This is a genomic window from Bacillus cereus group sp. RP29, assembly GCF_040459765.1.
Lineage (GTDB): Bacteria > Bacillota > Bacilli > Bacillales > Bacillaceae_G > Bacillus_A > Bacillus_A paranthracis.
In genome coordinates this window covers 2,679,776-2,695,262 of sequence record NZ_JARVHN010000001.1, presented here as the reverse complement: position 1 = coordinate 2,695,262, position 15,487 = coordinate 2,679,776, and the positions used below count along the sequence as shown (strand labels likewise).

Below are 15,487 nucleotides of genomic sequence, written 5' to 3'. Positions count from 1 at the left end.
TTACCATTAAAGTTTAATCATAAATTTTTTCAACAGCTTGCATTTTCTTCACTTTTTCTTCTGCTCCGCTATTTGCATTGATGAAAATTTGGTACGTATCTTTCCCTAAAGTACCTAAAAATTCATAGCAAAGTACTTCGTTATGCAAATCGTTTACTACCATTGCTTTTCGCTCTTCCATTACCTTTACATCAGGGTTTATTTTCTTTCTTGCTTCTGCTGCAGTTAGCTTTGCCGAAGGGATTGTTCGTTTTTGATGTGATGCTAAATATTCTTTCGCCGAAAATCCGACGATAGAACCGTCATCTAAAGCAATTTTCATTTGAATTGCCTCTGGATAAATTCGTACGCCATTCTCATTTACTACATACGTAAATACTCCAACATTATCATATTGTGAGCTATCATAAAGCTCCATATTATGAAACTTATGGTCCTTTAAGAATTTCAAACCTTTACTTCCTGCATCGTTTAAACTAATTTTCTGTTCTTTAATTTCTCGATTATTCATAACCCAAATTGGATATCCGCCTTTTCCGGTAATATCCATATAAAACTCATTATTCGTTGCCTCGTCTTTAATTTTCACACTATAGAAAGATTCTTTCGCACCTTTTCCGCTTTTCTCGACTTCTACTTTTTCATTTCCTTTTAAATTTAAAAACGATTTTGCAATTTTCGCCGCTTCATCTTTTGAAATTGCTTTTCCTTCTGCTGCAAATCCACCTTTTTTATTTTTTTGTGCACTTGTAAAGGTCGGTCCGAAGTTTGTAGATGAATACGATGTTACATTTTTTTCTACTGTCTTTAATCCGTCAATAATTGTATTGTCTGCAGGATCACGATTTGATGCGAGTGCCATCTCAACATCCATCCAGCGTAAATTGTTTTTCAAAACAAGATGTTGCACTTTTCTTAGTTCATCTTGTATATTCCCTGCATTGGAATATAAAGTTTGCAACGTTTTGTATTCTTGATCATTTAACGGTTCTTTTTCTAAATCACGAATGGCTGCACGGTAACTAAAATCACCGATATTCGCTAAAAATTCTTCCGTTTTATTAAAAGGCATTAATGTTAAAGGAAGTTGTCCTACATCCGAACGAGCTTCCGATGTTAATCTCCATACATCTGCTAATGCAGGCGATAAAGATGCGCGCGAATTCATCGCAAGCGTTGTTCCAATTTTATCGTGCAATAAATCAACCTCATACGCTAAATCATGAAACGCACGTTGATAGCTATTTTCTGCTCGAATTAATACTGCATTCTTTTCTTGGTGCTCTTTATAGCCCCAGTATCCAGTTCCAACTACACCAACTGTTAATAATACGATTATAATACCTCGTAACATAGTTCCACCTCCGCTCTATTTACAGAAAATATGTTTCCCGATCTTTTTAATTTGTGGACGAGTCCAAATCCATTTACTTGTTGCAGTATCTGGATTGAAATAATACAATGCGTTTCCTGTTGGATCCCATCCATTAATTGCATCTAATACAGCTTTTTTCGCTGTTTCATTTGGTGTTAAATATATTTGTCCGTCTGCTACCGCTGTAAATGCTCTTGGCTCAAAGATTACACCTGAAACGGTATTTGGGAATGATGCACTTGTAACACGATTTAAAATAACTGCAGCGACTGCAACTTGTCCTAAATACGGCTCACCACGTGATTCTCCGTATACTGCGTTTGCCATGAGCTGAATATCATTTTGAGAATAGCCATTTGGAACATTTGTCCCTTTATTTTGAGGTGGTTTATTCTCTTGTGCAGTGCCACCACTATTTCCTTTATTCGTTGTCGTTCCTTTATTAGCAGTTGACTTATCATACTTCGTTGCCTTCACGAGCATTTGCTTCGTTTTAGCTCCAGCTAAACCATCAACCGGTAAACCAAATTTCTCTTGAAAATTCCGAAGTGCCCAGTATGTACCCCATCCGAAAACACCATCTACTTTTCCCGTATAAAATCCGTTATATTTCAAACGAGATTGCAGTTCAATGACATCTTCACCAGATGCTCCCCTTTGAATGACTTGATTAGAAAAGGCTTCTACATTTTTTAGTTGTATACTACTGACCATGAAAGACAGTCCTATGAACGCAAGCAAAACTGCTATTTTAAAAACAGGTTTTTGGCGCATAATTTTCCCTCCTTAATTATGTAAATGATTTCTTGGTTATGTTTTGTAAAAGGCTCGCTTTTATGTAATGAAGACAAAAAAATCCAAACTAATATCGTTGAAAAAGTATGTAAACAATATAAAAAAAGGTAAAAGGAGTTCATTATGAAAAAATTGTTAAAGCGTGTCGCACTCGTTATTCTGTTCCTAACAATATGTTCAAATGTATATACAGGCTCAGCAATTGTTCATGCACAGCCGCCGTATGCGAAATGGGGTAAGCTTGCTGTAGAAAAGACGAAAGAACAATACCCGAAAGCTGATATAATTGATTATCTTCATATAGGTAGAAAACCGAAAACCGTTCAAATAACAGTTGAAAAATTTAAATTATGGTTACGTGAAGATGGAAAAGAATACGGTGTTTTTGTTGATGTAGAATTTGAAACGAAGACGGAGAAATTTATTAAGGTGTCATTTCAGAAGACGAGTAGATAAAATGAAAACCTCACTGTTTATAATATAAACAGTGAGGTTTTCATTTCTAAATTACTTTCAATTGTGAAGAAATGAAACAATTGAACTGGATTAAATGGATTTACTTGTGCCCTTACTGAAAATTACAATTCTCTTGTATATGTTCAATAAATAATTTTAATGGAACAAGTCCACGTTTAGGCATATGACTACTTATTACAGCAGCTACCTCTAACTGCGGAATGATAACGATATATTGCCCGCCATATCCCATAGCAAAGTACATACAGTACGGTATGTGAAATCTTTCGTTATTCAATACCCACCAGTGATATCCATACGCCCCGACATGTTCATACGTTTCAAATAGAGGTGTACTTGATTCTTCTAACCATTTCGATGATACAATTTCATTCCCCTGCCAATATCCATTTTGTAAACATAATATTCCTAGCTTTAATAAGTCTTTTGACTTCATTTTCATACCGAAGCCGCCGACATGTATTCCTTGTGGGTCTTGTTGCCACTCATATTCGGTAATTTCTAATAGATCAAATACATATTTTTTCGCAAACTGTTCTGTCGGCATTCCAGTAGCTTTTTTGATAATGTAACTAAGTAAATGCGAAGAGCCTGAGTTATAATTCATTTTTGTAGCGGGTTCTTCAATTATTGGTTTTTCTAATATATATTGCACCCAGTTCGCTGATTCTACAAAGTCATTCGGGAATACTACTCCATTTCCAAACTCTTTCCACTCCTCACCAGTAGTCATTGTTAATAAGTGATAAAGCGTCAAATCATGTTTTCCCTCAGGTACATTTTCAATCCACTCTGTAATGGGTGTATGTATATCATTTATATAGCCTTTATCAATTGCAATACCTATTAATATAGATACAATGCTTTTTGTAATCGAATTTATTTTATATAAATTACTTGCACATTCAGGTGTTTTATAAGACTCAGTTGTTAATTCCCCTTTTTGATAAACAAGAAATGTATTTACTTTTTTCTTTTCAAATTTATTTTCTAGCTGCCTGAAATCCAATACTTTACCTCCAATTAAATCATTACCTAATTTATTATATCTTGTAGCTTTAATTAAAACATACTTGTGTTCAAATAAAAAACAAACCTGCCAGTAATGAACTGACAGGTTTGTTTTTTATAATTTTGTGCGAACATTCCAAAGCTCTGGGAAGAATCGTTGATCAAGTACTCGTTTTAAATAAGATACACCTGAAGAGCCACCTGTTCCCATTTTATGTCCGATAATGCGTTCTACTGTTTTCATATGACGGAAACGCCATTGTTGTAGCCAATCTTCAATATCAATTAATTTTTCAGCAAGTTGGTATAAATCCCAATATTTTTTTACATCCGCATACACTTCAAGCCATGCTGCTTCTACTGTTGCGTCTTCTTCATAAGGCTGCGTAATATCACGATTCAACACATCTTTATGAATAGGAAATCCTTCTTTTACAAGTGCTTGAATTGCGACATCATATAAACTTGGTGCATGTAGCGCCGTATGAAGTCGAGCGTGTAATTCTGGATCTTTTTCATAAATTTTTAAGGCATGCGGCGTTTTATAACCAAGCGCATACTCAATCATACGATATTGATACGATTGAAAACCTGAAGCTTGACCGAGCGAGTCACGAAACTCAATGTACTCTGACGGCGTTAATGTCGCAAGAATATCCCAAGATTGAATGATTTGTGATTGAATTTTTGATACACGTGCTAACATTTTAAAAGCTGGTTGTAATTTGTCTTGTTTAATAGATTCAATTGCTGCGTTTAACTCATGTAAAATAAGCTTCATCCAAAGTTCGCTTGCTTGGTGAATAACGATGAACAACATTTCATCATGGTGGTCTGATAATCTCTTTTGAGAAGATAGTAAACTATCTAATTGTAAATATTCCCCGTACGTCATATTCTCTTTAAAGTCCGTATGAATCCCTTTTTCCATAATTACCTTTTCATTTTCTTTCATATTAGCAAAACGCCCCTTTATATATATTTCTACTTATATTGGTCTAATAACTGCTCGAACTGGACTTCCATCTGCATCTGATAAGGCAAGTGGTAATGCGATTAGTTCGTAATCGCCATCTGCTACATGATCTAGTACGACATTTTCTAAAATGTGTATACCATGTTTAAACAATTGATGATGCGCTGCTAATTCTTTATCATCTAATGGATCAACTGATGGTACATCCACCCCGATTAAACGTATACCTTTTTCTGAAAGAAACGGTGCTATATCCGCACGTAAATGCGGGATTATATCTGGGAATTCATTCGCTTTACCATGTGAAGATGTGCGTAACAACAAGCGTTCTATGCCTTCTAAATGAAATTTCTCTAATTCCTTTTTCCCAATGCTTTCAAGATTAGAAACGTCAATGATTCGCGTAGGTCCGACATAAACTTGGATATCTAAATCTAACACTTTCTTTCCATCATTATCAAAATGAAACGGTGCATCAATATGAGTACCTGTATGAATACTCATCGTTAACTTTCCGACATTTACTGAGCCACTCTCTTCTTTTGACCATGATACTTCATACGAGAACGGTGTATCCCCTGGCCAAGTAGCAATATCATTATTTAGCGGTTGTGAAATATCAATCCACTCTGATGTTTTCATACTTATGCCACAACCTCTCGCTTATTTTCAAATTGCTTATACTCTTCATCTTTCATGATTTTCTTTAAAATCATAACAGACTGCCATACTTCTTCGTACGTATTATATAAAGCAACTGGCGCAAGTCTCACTCCATTTGGCGCTCTAAAATCTGGAATTACTCCATTTGCTTTTAACGCTTTACATATACGTGCTGCTTCTGCATGCTCTAAATAAATATGCCCGCCTCGTTTTTCATCCTCAAATGGATTTCCAATTGTAAATCCGAAATTTTTTAATTCATGATCAATCAAATTAAGCATGTATCTTGTAATATGTAATGATTTTTCGCGTAAACGTTCTATACCAGCATCTTTAAATATTTCAAGAGAACCGATTAAAGGTGCAGTACTTAATACGTGTGGTGTACCAATTTGATAAGCACCTGCATGATCAGCAGCTGTTAATGTATGTTCCATATCAAACTGCTTATCTTTTCTAGAACTAAACCAACCTGATAATCCAGGAAGTCTATTAAAATGCTTTTTATTCACATAAAGCCCTGCAACGCCACCAGGTCCCGCATTTAAGTATTTATAATTACACCAAATCGCGAAATCAACATCCCACTCTTTGAAATGATGCGGAATAGAACCGATTGAGTGACATAAATCGAACCCGATATGAATACCACGCTTATGCGCTTCCGCTGTTAAACGTTTCATATCAAGAATTTGGCCGCTTCTATATAGTACAGAAGGTAATAAAATTAACGCGATATCATCTGTCATTGCATGAATAATATCATCTTCAGAAAGTGTTCTACCATCTCGGCTCTTTACTCGTACTAAATGCTCATCTGGATCTAATCCTTTTAAACGAATTTGACTTTGAAGTGCATATATATCGGATGGGAATGTTAACTCATCCGCAAGAATTTTTGTGCGAATTCCTTTCGGCTCATAGAAAGTTGCGATTACTTGATGAATATTTGTTGTCGTGGAACCGGTTACAATAGTTTCTTCTGGTAAAGCTCCAATAAGAGGTGCAGTCAATTCACCTAATTTCTCCGAAAGGAAAAACCACGGATGCTCACCCTCGGTCCAGCCGTCAATGCCATACTCTTTCCATGAATCTAGCAAAGTAAGTAATGATTTCTCTGCTCTTTTTGAAAGTAGCCCTAATGAGTTTCCATCTAAATATATTGTTCCTTCTTTTTTATAAAATTCAGTTTGAAAATCTTTCAGTTCATCATGTTTATCACATTCAAGCGCATACTCATAAGTTGGTTGAAATGGTTCTGTATACATGGTGTCACCTTCTCTTAATTTTCTTTTTATTCTAACTAATTGAAATATATCACCTTAGTTGATATAACGTCAATGATATTATGTCAGTTGACTTTATATATGAATTTCTTTTACAATACAGTTATATTTTCAGATATTTCAGTATAAAGAGGTGATTCTTTGAAAAACACTACTCTTTCATCAAGAAAACACCGCTCCTTAGAAACAAAGAAGAAACTATTACACTCTGGTTACACTATTTTTATTCGTAACGGATTTCAAAAAACGACAATTACACAAATTATTAAACATGCAGAAACTGGTTATGGCACGGCATATGTATACTTTAAAAACAAAGATGATCTCCTCATCGTTTTAATGGAAGATGTTATGAATCAATTTTATGATATTGCTGAGCGCTCTTTTTCGCCTCAAACGACAGAAGAAGCACGTATAATGATTCAAAATCAAGTTAAAGCATTTCTACAATTAGCAGAGAAAGAACGAGCAATTTTACAAGTTGTAGAAGAAGCAATTGGGTTATCAAAAGAGATACGTCAAAAATGGGACGAGATACGGGAACGCTTTATAAACAGTATTACGCAAGATATTACATACTCTCAAGAAGGTGGGTTAGCACATTCTGAATTGAATAAAGAAATTGTAGCACGTGCTTGGTTTGCGATGAATGAGATGTTTCTTTGGACGATTGTGCAAAATGATAAAAAGATCGACCTAGAAGAAATTGTGCATACATTGACGAAAATGTATACGACTGGTTTATATAAATAGCACACCTTCAATACATAAGGTGTGCTATTTTACATCTATAAAAATATATTATTTGGGTATGGTAGCGCTAAAGAAGGCTTTTCAGATAATGAGAAATATTGTAGTTTTAAAGATTCACCATCTATTGATTTTAGTTTTCCACTAGTAATTTCACATTCAAACACAACAACAATATATTCTACTTGATCGCCATTCGGATATGTATGGCGATACTCTTTTCCTCCAAACACCCCTTTTTGTTTTTTTACTTGCACTTTCAATCCTGTTTCTTCCCACACTTCACGAACTACCGCTTCTTCTGGAGTTTCTCCAGGCTCAATTGCTCCAGCTGGCAAGCTCCAGTATTCTCCACCAGGATATTGAAATAAGATTTCCCCTTGCTCATTTTTAATAATAGCAGCTACACTCGGTATAAAAATTAGTTCATGACCTAATTGCTCACGGATTTGTTTATAATATAGCGACATCGACATATAATTCTCTCCCACTCTATTAATAAATAACTGTATTTTCTGATATCTATTGTATAATAATACCAAAAACGATTTCTATATAGAAAGGATCAGAAAATGTCTCAAGAAAAACTAGTAAATAGCTTTCTATCATTTTTAGGTATGACAAAACAGCCTACTAGCTTAAAGTTTTTAAATGAGCTTATTAAAGCTCATCAAGAAAAAATAAAATGGGAAACCCTCACTAAAATAATTGACTGGGAAAAGGGTAATGAAACAGGTAATTATTTCCCTTCCATTGAGACATACATAAACCATATTACAACAAAAGGTCTCGGGGGTACTTGTTGGACGCACTCAATTGGATTCCATTGGTTATTATCAAATCTTGGTTTTAATGTTCATTATATGTATATGGATCCCGGACATTTATGCTTACGGGTTAACTTAGACCAACCTTATTATGTTGATGTTGGTTATTGTGCACCTTTATTCCAAGCTTACCCACTTTATGAATCATTTCAAGTAAGTAATGTAAGAGAAACTTTCACTTATGAAGTCTCAAATAATAGGATTAAAATTACTAGAGATCCAGGTCCAACAAAAATCTTACATACAGATCCAATACATTTATCAAGTATGAAAGAACTCATTACAAAGTCTAACGATTGGTATACATCCCCTGTATTAAAGAAAATTCAGATTTTCGGTTATATCGATGGTATTCCAACTTCTATTAATGATAATGTTTTAAAACGATATTTCCAAGGTAAGAAAAGAGAACAAATCATTACATCTTCTGAACTTAATTATTGGATAACAGAAAGATTTTGTGTTGATAAAGAAATATATGAAAGAGCTATTGAGATTTTCAATAAAAAATCTTCAAACAGTAAAAGCGTTACTCACGAGATTGAGTAACGCTTTTACCTTAATATATTTTTAATCTTAATCTTCTTTCTGATAAGCAGCTTCTACACATTCTGCTAGACGCTCAATTTGTTCCATAGTTAAACCTCGTGAAATCCAGCCTGTTAACTTATACATAATTTTATAGTAAAGATTACTAGGTTCATATTCTGAAATTAATGTAAGTGCTGTACCCTCCTCATCTTCTTCTAACATATAAGTCATTGCCGAATAACCTTGCTTCATTTCACTGCCAAGTGAAATAATATAGGGTGCATCGTATTCAAGAATTTCTACTTCTGCCTCCAATATTTTCTTACCGACTTTTTGAACAGTAATATATTTATCTCCTACACGTGGATTTTCTTTATCCATATTTGAAGGATAGCGATTTTCTATTATAAACGTATTCCATTCTTTTATTTTTTCATCTTCTATTATGTAGTCACATACAACATCCATTGGTGCTTTTATTACTATTTCTATTGCAAAACTCATTATACTGCCCCTCTCAAATACCCTATCCATTTCTATTTTAACTAAATCATTATGCCATATTTTATATAGTGAAATACAAGTAGAATTTTAATTTTTTATTAATTTAAAAACTTATTCATACAAAATATTTTATTAAAGATACAACAATTAAAAACAAAGCCACAAGTAATAGAGCTATCCCTATACTTCTATTTTCTTTTTCGTTATTTTTTAAATTTTGCACCCCTAAGCTAACTAATATAAACCCTAAAAGCGTTTGTAAAATTAGCATACTCATTTCCGAAGTATCATTCCAACTATAAATGGAATACCCCATTATAATAATTGCAAGTAAAACCGTTACGATCCTATTCATACGAAAATCCCTCCTTTTTAAAAAGAAACCGCTAAGTTTCCTTAGCGGTTTTATTAACAATTTATATTTAGTAAAAGTGCTTTTCATGAATTTGATATAATTCAAAAGAATTTCCTGTCCAATATAACTACGCATGTTAGCCCACTTTTTCTTTATCCAGTCTACTTACAATTCCAACTATAAATTTATATTCAATCCTCCTCTTCTTAACTTTTTTAAACCCTTCTTTCGTATCAAAAATTAAACACGTTTTTCGAAACCACACTCGTACATATAAAGACTCAAAATAAATAGGTTTTATAATTCCTCGTTCTTCAAATTCAGTTCCATCTTTATTTTCAGTTTCTGTTCGAACGAACCACGTATTCCCAATACCAATTTCAATATATTTCACCTAAGTCCTCCTTCCGGAAATTAATTTCTAACTATTCTATTATTTCCCCGGTAAGCGCACATTCCGACAGAACATGAGCCCACAAAGAAAAAGTAGATTACAAAAATCTACTTTATAACTTATATTTTTGCATTCGTTTATAAAATGTACTTCGAGGTACATCTAAAAGTTTTGCAGCTAATGAAACATTTCCATTTGTCTTTTCTAACGCTTCAATCATGCTATCACGCTGTATTTTTTCACGGAAATTTAATGTGTTCTCTGTTTTATTTTCTGCTTGCAATGCAAGTTGATGTTGATTTCCCATCATTGTTTGTAATAAAAAAGAGATTTGTTTTTCACATATTTCTCGTCCTTGCGACAAAATGTAGATGCGTTCTAATACATTTAATAATTCTCGAATATTTCCGGGCCATGTATGCTGATAAAATTGATTACAAATACTTTTTGGAAATACAACATTCCAATTCTTTCGTTTGCAAAAATGTTTTATGAAGTACGGAATATCCTCTTTTCTTTCTATTAACGATGGGACATATAGTGGATAAACATGTAAGCGATAATATAAATCTTGACGGAATTTCCCTTCTTCTACTAATCGCAATAGATCTTTATGTGTCGCAGTAATAATACGAATATTTACTGGTATCTCTTTTGAACTGCCAATTGGGTTTACTGTTCGTTCTTGTAAAACACGCAATAATGCTACTTGCATCTCTGGTGGCACTTCACCAATTTCATCTAAAAATATTGTTCCTCCGTCTGCTTGTTCGAATTTCCCTTTATATCCTTGGCGCCGTGCACCTGTAAACGCTCCTTCAGCATAACCGAACAATTCACTTTCCATTAATTCTTTCGGTAATGAACCGCAGTTAACAGCTATAAAAGGACCATTTTTTCTTGGACTATTTTCATGAATCGCTCTCGCTACATATTCTTTTCCTACACCTGTTTCACCACAAACATATACACTTGCGTCAGTTGGTGATACAAGCTTAATTTCTTCTAAAGTATGTTGAAATGCACTGCTTGTCCCAATTACTCCAGGAAAAGTGATGCCATTTATAAATGGGGACGTTGAAAATGATTTTACTTGTTTATTTCCCTTTACATAAATACATTTCCCAATCATTCTATTATTACTGTATAATGGAACTTCTAATTTAGTTTTCAATCCATAGTGCATTAAATCTTCAAGTTTCATCCGTGACCAATTACATACTCGTTCCCGAACCCTCTTGCTTGCAGAAACGATAACATCACGATGATTACAAATTACAACTTGTTCATCACTATCAATTACATCTAAAAAACGATGGATTAACTGCAGTTCATTTTGATGTACTCGAATACTACATTCACGTTCAATCGCATGTGCAATCGAAGTTACCATACCGAGCATATATGGATGCGAAAACTCAATCGGACAAGAGAAATCTAGAACGCCTATTAATTTCCCATCATCATTATGAATAGGAGCGGCCGCACAGCTCCAGCTATGAGATGCGACAGAATAATGCTCTGTACCACTTATCATAATAGCCTCTTCAATCTCAAGCGCTGTTCCTATCGCATTTGTACCAACAGCAGCTTCCGTCCATTTCACACCTTCAATGAAATTAATCTGTTTCGCTCGTTGCAACGTTTGTTTATTTCCACTTAACGATAGAACGTAACCGTCTGGATCGATTAATAATGCCATCATTTGCAGTTCATCAATGGTTTTTCTCATATTTTGTATTTGAGGTATTGCTATATCTAGGAAGATTTCACTCTTTTTCTTTTGGTCTTGAAAAATATTAGAAGACAAAATTTTCTGACCTTTATTCATATGAGGATTCACATTTGCTTGTTTACATCGATGCCATGATTCTGAAATTCTTTCGTTTATACGGTTCGAATCAAGGACACCCTCATCAACAAACTTTTTCCATGTATGTAAGTAAAACGGTGAAGCTAGCATTGTATCATCTCCCTATTCATTATTTTGGAGATTTGTAAAAACATACTTTTATTATAAAACTGAATAAAAGCGTTTTCAACAAAACTAGAAAGACGACACAAATATGTTAATAATTTGAATATCTTAATGCACTTCTTTATTCTTTTTTAGTAGCACTATATTTTGTATAATGGAAGCAAAGAAAATACATAACCAAAACCACTTTTGTGGATTTCCATTTATAAAGAAAACACTCACGGCTATTGCAAATAAAATTGTGGATGCTACACTAAAATATAATTTTGTTTTCATTCCCATTATCCATCACCTCTCTATCACTTTACAGTACACACTAACTCTTCATTTTTCATCTCTACTATGTACTCCTGTAAAACATATTCTCTTCCGCCATGTTTTTCATACCATTCATGTATTCTTCTAGCATGTTTCTCGTCATTTCTAATCTTTGATTCTATTTCTTTATACTGTTCATAACTATCATATTCCCATATGGCAAACACTTCGGTCGTACCATTCTTATTATCTTTCATCCAGCGTCCTATTAGCCTAGAGCCATGCTTTAACTGATTAGGTAAGTTCGTATGATTGAAATGATCATTAAAAATTTTAATAAATTCATTTTTTACTATATAGTACTTTCTTCTATAAAACATACATTTTCACCTCTTTAATGAACAGACTCAAATACACCTTCCCATTACAACCGTATTATAATACTTCCCATCCGACAGCCTTTTATCATTTTTTAAAATACCTTCTACTTCAAAACCTAATTTTTTATATAGCTGAATGGCTTTTTCATTTGTTTCTAATACTTGTAATGATATCTTTTTAATCTCATTTTCATCAGCCCAATGAATAGATTGTTGCAATAGACTCTTACCCATTCCATATCCCCAAAACTCTTTTAAAATACAAACGCCAAATTCTACTTTATGAGATAACCTCTTCAGGTTTGAACCTTCGCACCTTGAAAATCCAACGATTCGGTTGTGCACTTCTGCAACTAAAAACAGATTCTTACTCTCTTCACTATCTGTTTTTATTATTTTTTGAAACCCTATCTTATCTATAAATCCCTCTCCAGCTTCTCTATCCATATTTTCAGTTTCTCCATCGATCTGAACTCTAATTTCCGACAACTGTTCCGCATCTGTTTCAGCTGCAGGACGAACTGTATAAACTAATCCATTTATGTGAAACTCTTGCCCTTTTATAATCATTTCAAACTCCTTTTAAATGCAGTCTATTGATGCTATTACAATTTCTTTACCTTGTTTCTCAAATTCTTGAATTGTTTCTTTACTAGCCTCCGAATCTGTTATTATAATGTCAATTTCAATCAGTGACTCTCCTTTTATAAAGTAGTCTATTCCAAGTTTATTGTGAGGAGCTAAACAAATATTTCTTCTAGCAATCTTACTTACTGTTTTACTAAAAAAAGCAACTTCCGGCGTTGCAGTACTTATACCATTCAATGAAATGCCACCACCTGTAGAGAAATTAAGATCAATAGAAAATCTACTTATCAACTCTGAGGCAAGTGTATCTGTCATATTTCCTGATGGTTTCACCTTTCCACCAATTAAGTACGTATCAATGTTCTTATATTCCCGTAACGTACTAGCAATTTCTAAAGCATTCGTAACAACTGTAAATGATGTTTCAGGTAAATATTTTAACATGGCATAATGAATAGAAGCTCCACCAATAAAAACGGAATCTCCTTCTTGTATATAAGAAGCTGCGATTTTTGCAATTGCGTCTTCATATACAGAACCATTACTATAACGTTTCAATGGCTTGGTAGCTAAATTCCGTACTCTAGCAAGTTCAATTGCTCCTCCATGTGTTCTTTTTAACAAGCCATCCTTCTCCATAATAGACAAATCTCTTCTTATAGAATCGATAGACATATCGAAACTTTCCGCAAGATCCTTTGCAATGACCCTTCCATTTTTCTTAAGTAACTCTAAAATTTTCTCTCTACGCTCTTCAGTAAACATGTTCTCACCACTATCATTTAATATCCAGAAAATTTATTCATCTTTTAATTATATGCATGTTTTTTCTATTTTATAATATTTTCAATACTTCTTTATTCAGCTCTATACAGGTTTTTTCCCTTTTTCTATCCCATTAAATTAACAACTAAATAAATGCATATTTGCATATTTCACAATTATACTTCCATTCATCCTTCTATTAATGTAAAATTATTCCTATATTTTACTTTTTAACACAGAAAGGAATTACTATGAAATCTTTAATGAAAGTAACTTGTACAGCATTATTATTTACAGGGATAATGGCAGGATGTAGTGGAAATGCTACACCAAAACAAGAAAAAAGCGCTCTAGCAAAAAATGCAATGCACTATGGGGAAATCTTTAAAAACGAATACTATAGAGCAACTGTTGAAAATGCTAAATTTGAAAAAATAGACAAAGAGTGGCGTCTCACAGCTCGCGTTACTATAAATAATGCTCGTGTTGACGGACAAACGATAGATCTTTCAGAAATAAAATATTTCATAAAAGATGAAAAAACGGGTAAAAAATACAAAGGTGAAGTTATACAAAATGAAAATGCTAAAAAGGTTCCATCTGAGTTTTCTTTAACTACCGACATTGTATTTAATATGAAAGATTCTCCAAAAGATTTAAATAATATGTATTTATACATAGATAGCAAAGCTGCGCCATTAACAGATACATATTGGAAGCTGGATCATTTAGTATATAAATAAAAAACAGTCATATAAGACTGTTTTTTATTTATAGAGTTATAAAGTTTACTAGTTATCTATTTCCAGCAATACATTTTTTGCACAAATCATCACTTCTTCAAATGGACAATCAAATAAAACCCCTAGTTCAAAACCATCTTCAGCAAAATCTATTTCATGACATAACCACCAAGCACCTTCAAAATTTTCCGGGATAGAACATTTCGTTACTCCTATAAAAGTTGCTTGTAGTTTATCAAATTCACTGAAAGTACCACTGCAATCTAAAGTTATAATTAGCGTAGCTTCTGATTTTTTCTCCACTGATTTGACTACACTGTCATGTAGTGAGTATTCATGTAGTTGAACGACATTCTGCGCGAGCTTTTCTTTTATAGAATTATAATTATCTATATAGGCTTGCTCTAAATCATTCATTCTTTTCTCATAATCTTTTGTCCACTCAAGCATAAGTCTCTTTAATTTTTCCGTTGGGTATTCTGAATTAATTGTATTGTCATGAATGTATGGATGCAGTGATTTAGGGAGGAACTTTAATAAATCTTCTTTCTTTTCTTCCACGTCTTCTCTTAAACTTTGCTTATAATCCATTCCTACCTTTTCGCTCTCTCGCAACATCTCTTCCCATTCTTCTACTGTTTCTGGGAAATTTAAAAAACCAGATACTTGCATTTCTTTATACCAATCTTTATTAAAATACTTCAAAGACTTTCCCCCTAAAACATTTTAAGATCCAACAAAATCGATATATCTATTTATTATATCATTCTAATAACTATTTTTTCTAAAGAAAAAATGCAAAACTGTAAATATTCCATCTTTTATTTCTAA

Annotated in this window: 19 protein-coding genes; 4 read left to right on the top strand and 15 right to left on the bottom strand. The window is 33.4% G+C overall.

Annotated features, from left to right (window positions below; translation table 11 throughout):
• Positions 1 to 13: 13 nt before the first annotated feature.
• On the bottom strand, positions 14 to 1,354 hold the full coding sequence (gene ypeB / locus QCI47_RS14395; protein WP_309423072.1) for a germination protein YpeB: 1,341 nt from the start codon (positions 1,352 to 1,354) through the stop codon (positions 14 to 16).
• Positions 1,355 to 1,369: 15 nt separating this feature from the next.
• The gene (sleB, locus tag QCI47_RS14390) at positions 1,370 to 2,149 is read right to left on the bottom strand and encodes a spore cortex-lytic enzyme (RefSeq protein ID WP_001249248.1); all 780 of its coding nucleotides are present in this window, start codon (positions 2,147 to 2,149) and stop codon (positions 1,370 to 1,372) included.
• A 144-nt stretch (positions 2,150 to 2,293) separates the two neighbouring features.
• Here sleB and QCI47_RS14385 point away from each other — a divergent pair, with 144 nt between their 5' ends.
• Positions 2,294 to 2,626 (top strand): DUF3889 domain-containing protein, encoded by a 333-nt coding sequence (locus QCI47_RS14385; protein WP_000734897.1) that lies wholly within the window; start codon positions 2,294 to 2,296, stop codon positions 2,624 to 2,626.
• A gap of 112 nt (positions 2,627 to 2,738) precedes the next feature.
• Here the strand turns inward: QCI47_RS14385 and QCI47_RS14380 are convergent, their stop codons facing one another.
• The 4 genes from QCI47_RS14380 to kynU all read right to left on the bottom strand — a co-directional run bounded on the left by QCI47_RS14380 (position 2,739) and on the right by kynU (position 6,565).
• Positions 2,739 to 3,656: a serine hydrolase domain-containing protein gene (locus QCI47_RS14380; RefSeq protein WP_353811831.1), complete on the bottom strand. Its 918-nt coding sequence runs from the start codon at positions 3,654 to 3,656 to the stop codon at positions 2,739 to 2,741.
• 117 nt (positions 3,657 to 3,773) lie between these two features.
• A complete protein-coding gene (kynA, locus tag QCI47_RS14375) occupies positions 3,774 to 4,613 on the bottom strand; it encodes a tryptophan 2,3-dioxygenase (RefSeq protein ID WP_000661965.1) in 840 nt (279 codons plus the stop codon).
• Positions 4,614 to 4,646: 33 nt separating this feature from the next.
• On the bottom strand, positions 4,647 to 5,276 hold the full coding sequence (gene kynB / locus QCI47_RS14370; protein WP_309423076.1) for an arylformamidase: 630 nt from the start codon (positions 5,274 to 5,276) through the stop codon (positions 4,647 to 4,649).
• Between the two features lie 2 nt (positions 5,277 to 5,278).
• Positions 5,279 to 6,565, bottom strand: coding sequence for a kynureninase (kynU, locus tag QCI47_RS14365; RefSeq protein ID WP_000287844.1), 1,287 nt, complete (start codon positions 6,563 to 6,565; stop codon positions 5,279 to 5,281).
• A gap of 159 nt (positions 6,566 to 6,724) precedes the next feature.
• Between kynU and QCI47_RS14360 the strand changes: the two genes are divergently transcribed.
• On the top strand, positions 6,725 to 7,336 hold the full coding sequence (locus QCI47_RS14360) for a TetR/AcrR family transcriptional regulator (RefSeq protein WP_000799603.1): 612 nt from the start codon (positions 6,725 to 6,727) through the stop codon (positions 7,334 to 7,336).
• 35 nt (positions 7,337 to 7,371) lie between these two features.
• Here QCI47_RS14360 and QCI47_RS14355 read toward each other — a convergent pair whose 3' ends face one another.
• Positions 7,372 to 7,809 (bottom strand): NUDIX hydrolase, encoded by a 438-nt coding sequence (locus tag QCI47_RS14355; protein ID WP_309423077.1) that lies wholly within the window; start codon positions 7,807 to 7,809, stop codon positions 7,372 to 7,374.
• Positions 7,810 to 7,905: 96 nt separating this feature from the next.
• Between QCI47_RS14355 and QCI47_RS14350 the strand changes: the two genes are divergently transcribed.
• Positions 7,906 to 8,709 (top strand): arylamine N-acetyltransferase, encoded by an 804-nt coding sequence (locus QCI47_RS14350; RefSeq protein WP_061130384.1) that lies wholly within the window; start codon positions 7,906 to 7,908, stop codon positions 8,707 to 8,709.
• A 27-nt stretch (positions 8,710 to 8,736) separates the two neighbouring features.
• Here QCI47_RS14350 and QCI47_RS14345 read toward each other — a convergent pair whose 3' ends face one another.
• From QCI47_RS14345 to QCI47_RS14315, 7 genes are all read right to left on the bottom strand, one after another.
• On the bottom strand, positions 8,737 to 9,195 hold the full coding sequence (locus QCI47_RS14345) for an SRPBCC family protein (protein WP_000006421.1): 459 nt from the start codon (positions 9,193 to 9,195) through the stop codon (positions 8,737 to 8,739).
• 115 nt (positions 9,196 to 9,310) lie between these two features.
• Positions 9,311 to 9,550, bottom strand: coding sequence for a DUF3953 domain-containing protein (locus QCI47_RS14340; protein ID WP_001080078.1), 240 nt, complete (start codon positions 9,548 to 9,550; stop codon positions 9,311 to 9,313).
• Between the two features lie 136 nt (positions 9,551 to 9,686).
• Positions 9,687 to 9,944 carry a DUF3977 family protein gene (locus QCI47_RS14335; RefSeq protein WP_000873859.1) on the bottom strand — a complete coding sequence of 86 codons (258 nt, stop codon included), beginning with the start codon at positions 9,942 to 9,944 and terminating at the stop codon, positions 9,687 to 9,689.
• A 112-nt stretch (positions 9,945 to 10,056) separates the two neighbouring features.
• On the bottom strand, positions 10,057 to 11,907 hold the full coding sequence (locus QCI47_RS14330) for a sigma-54-dependent Fis family transcriptional regulator (RefSeq protein ID WP_061130385.1): 1,851 nt from the start codon (positions 11,905 to 11,907) through the stop codon (positions 10,057 to 10,059).
• 314 nt (positions 11,908 to 12,221) lie between these two features.
• A complete protein-coding gene (locus QCI47_RS14325; RefSeq protein ID WP_000499967.1) occupies positions 12,222 to 12,560 on the bottom strand; it encodes an NIPSNAP family protein in 339 nt (112 codons plus the stop codon).
• A gap of 27 nt (positions 12,561 to 12,587) precedes the next feature.
• Positions 12,588 to 13,130: a GNAT family N-acetyltransferase gene (locus QCI47_RS14320; RefSeq protein ID WP_240814206.1), complete on the bottom strand. Its 543-nt coding sequence runs from the start codon at positions 13,128 to 13,130 to the stop codon at positions 12,588 to 12,590.
• Positions 13,131 to 13,142: 12 nt separating this feature from the next.
• Positions 13,143 to 13,913 (bottom strand): DeoR/GlpR family DNA-binding transcription regulator, encoded by a 771-nt coding sequence (locus QCI47_RS14315; RefSeq protein WP_000493625.1) that lies wholly within the window; start codon positions 13,911 to 13,913, stop codon positions 13,143 to 13,145.
• Between the two features lie 251 nt (positions 13,914 to 14,164).
• Between QCI47_RS14315 and QCI47_RS14310 the strand changes: the two genes are divergently transcribed.
• Positions 14,165 to 14,656: a hypothetical protein gene (locus QCI47_RS14310; RefSeq protein WP_309423084.1), complete on the top strand. Its 492-nt coding sequence runs from the start codon at positions 14,165 to 14,167 to the stop codon at positions 14,654 to 14,656.
• A gap of 48 nt (positions 14,657 to 14,704) precedes the next feature.
• On the opposite strand, the gene QCI47_RS14305 is transcribed toward QCI47_RS14310, so the two are convergent.
• Positions 14,705 to 15,361 carry a DUF4085 family protein gene (locus QCI47_RS14305; RefSeq protein ID WP_000873325.1) on the bottom strand — a complete coding sequence of 219 codons (657 nt, stop codon included), beginning with the start codon at positions 15,359 to 15,361 and terminating at the stop codon, positions 14,705 to 14,707.
• Positions 15,362 to 15,487 lie beyond the last annotated feature (126 nt).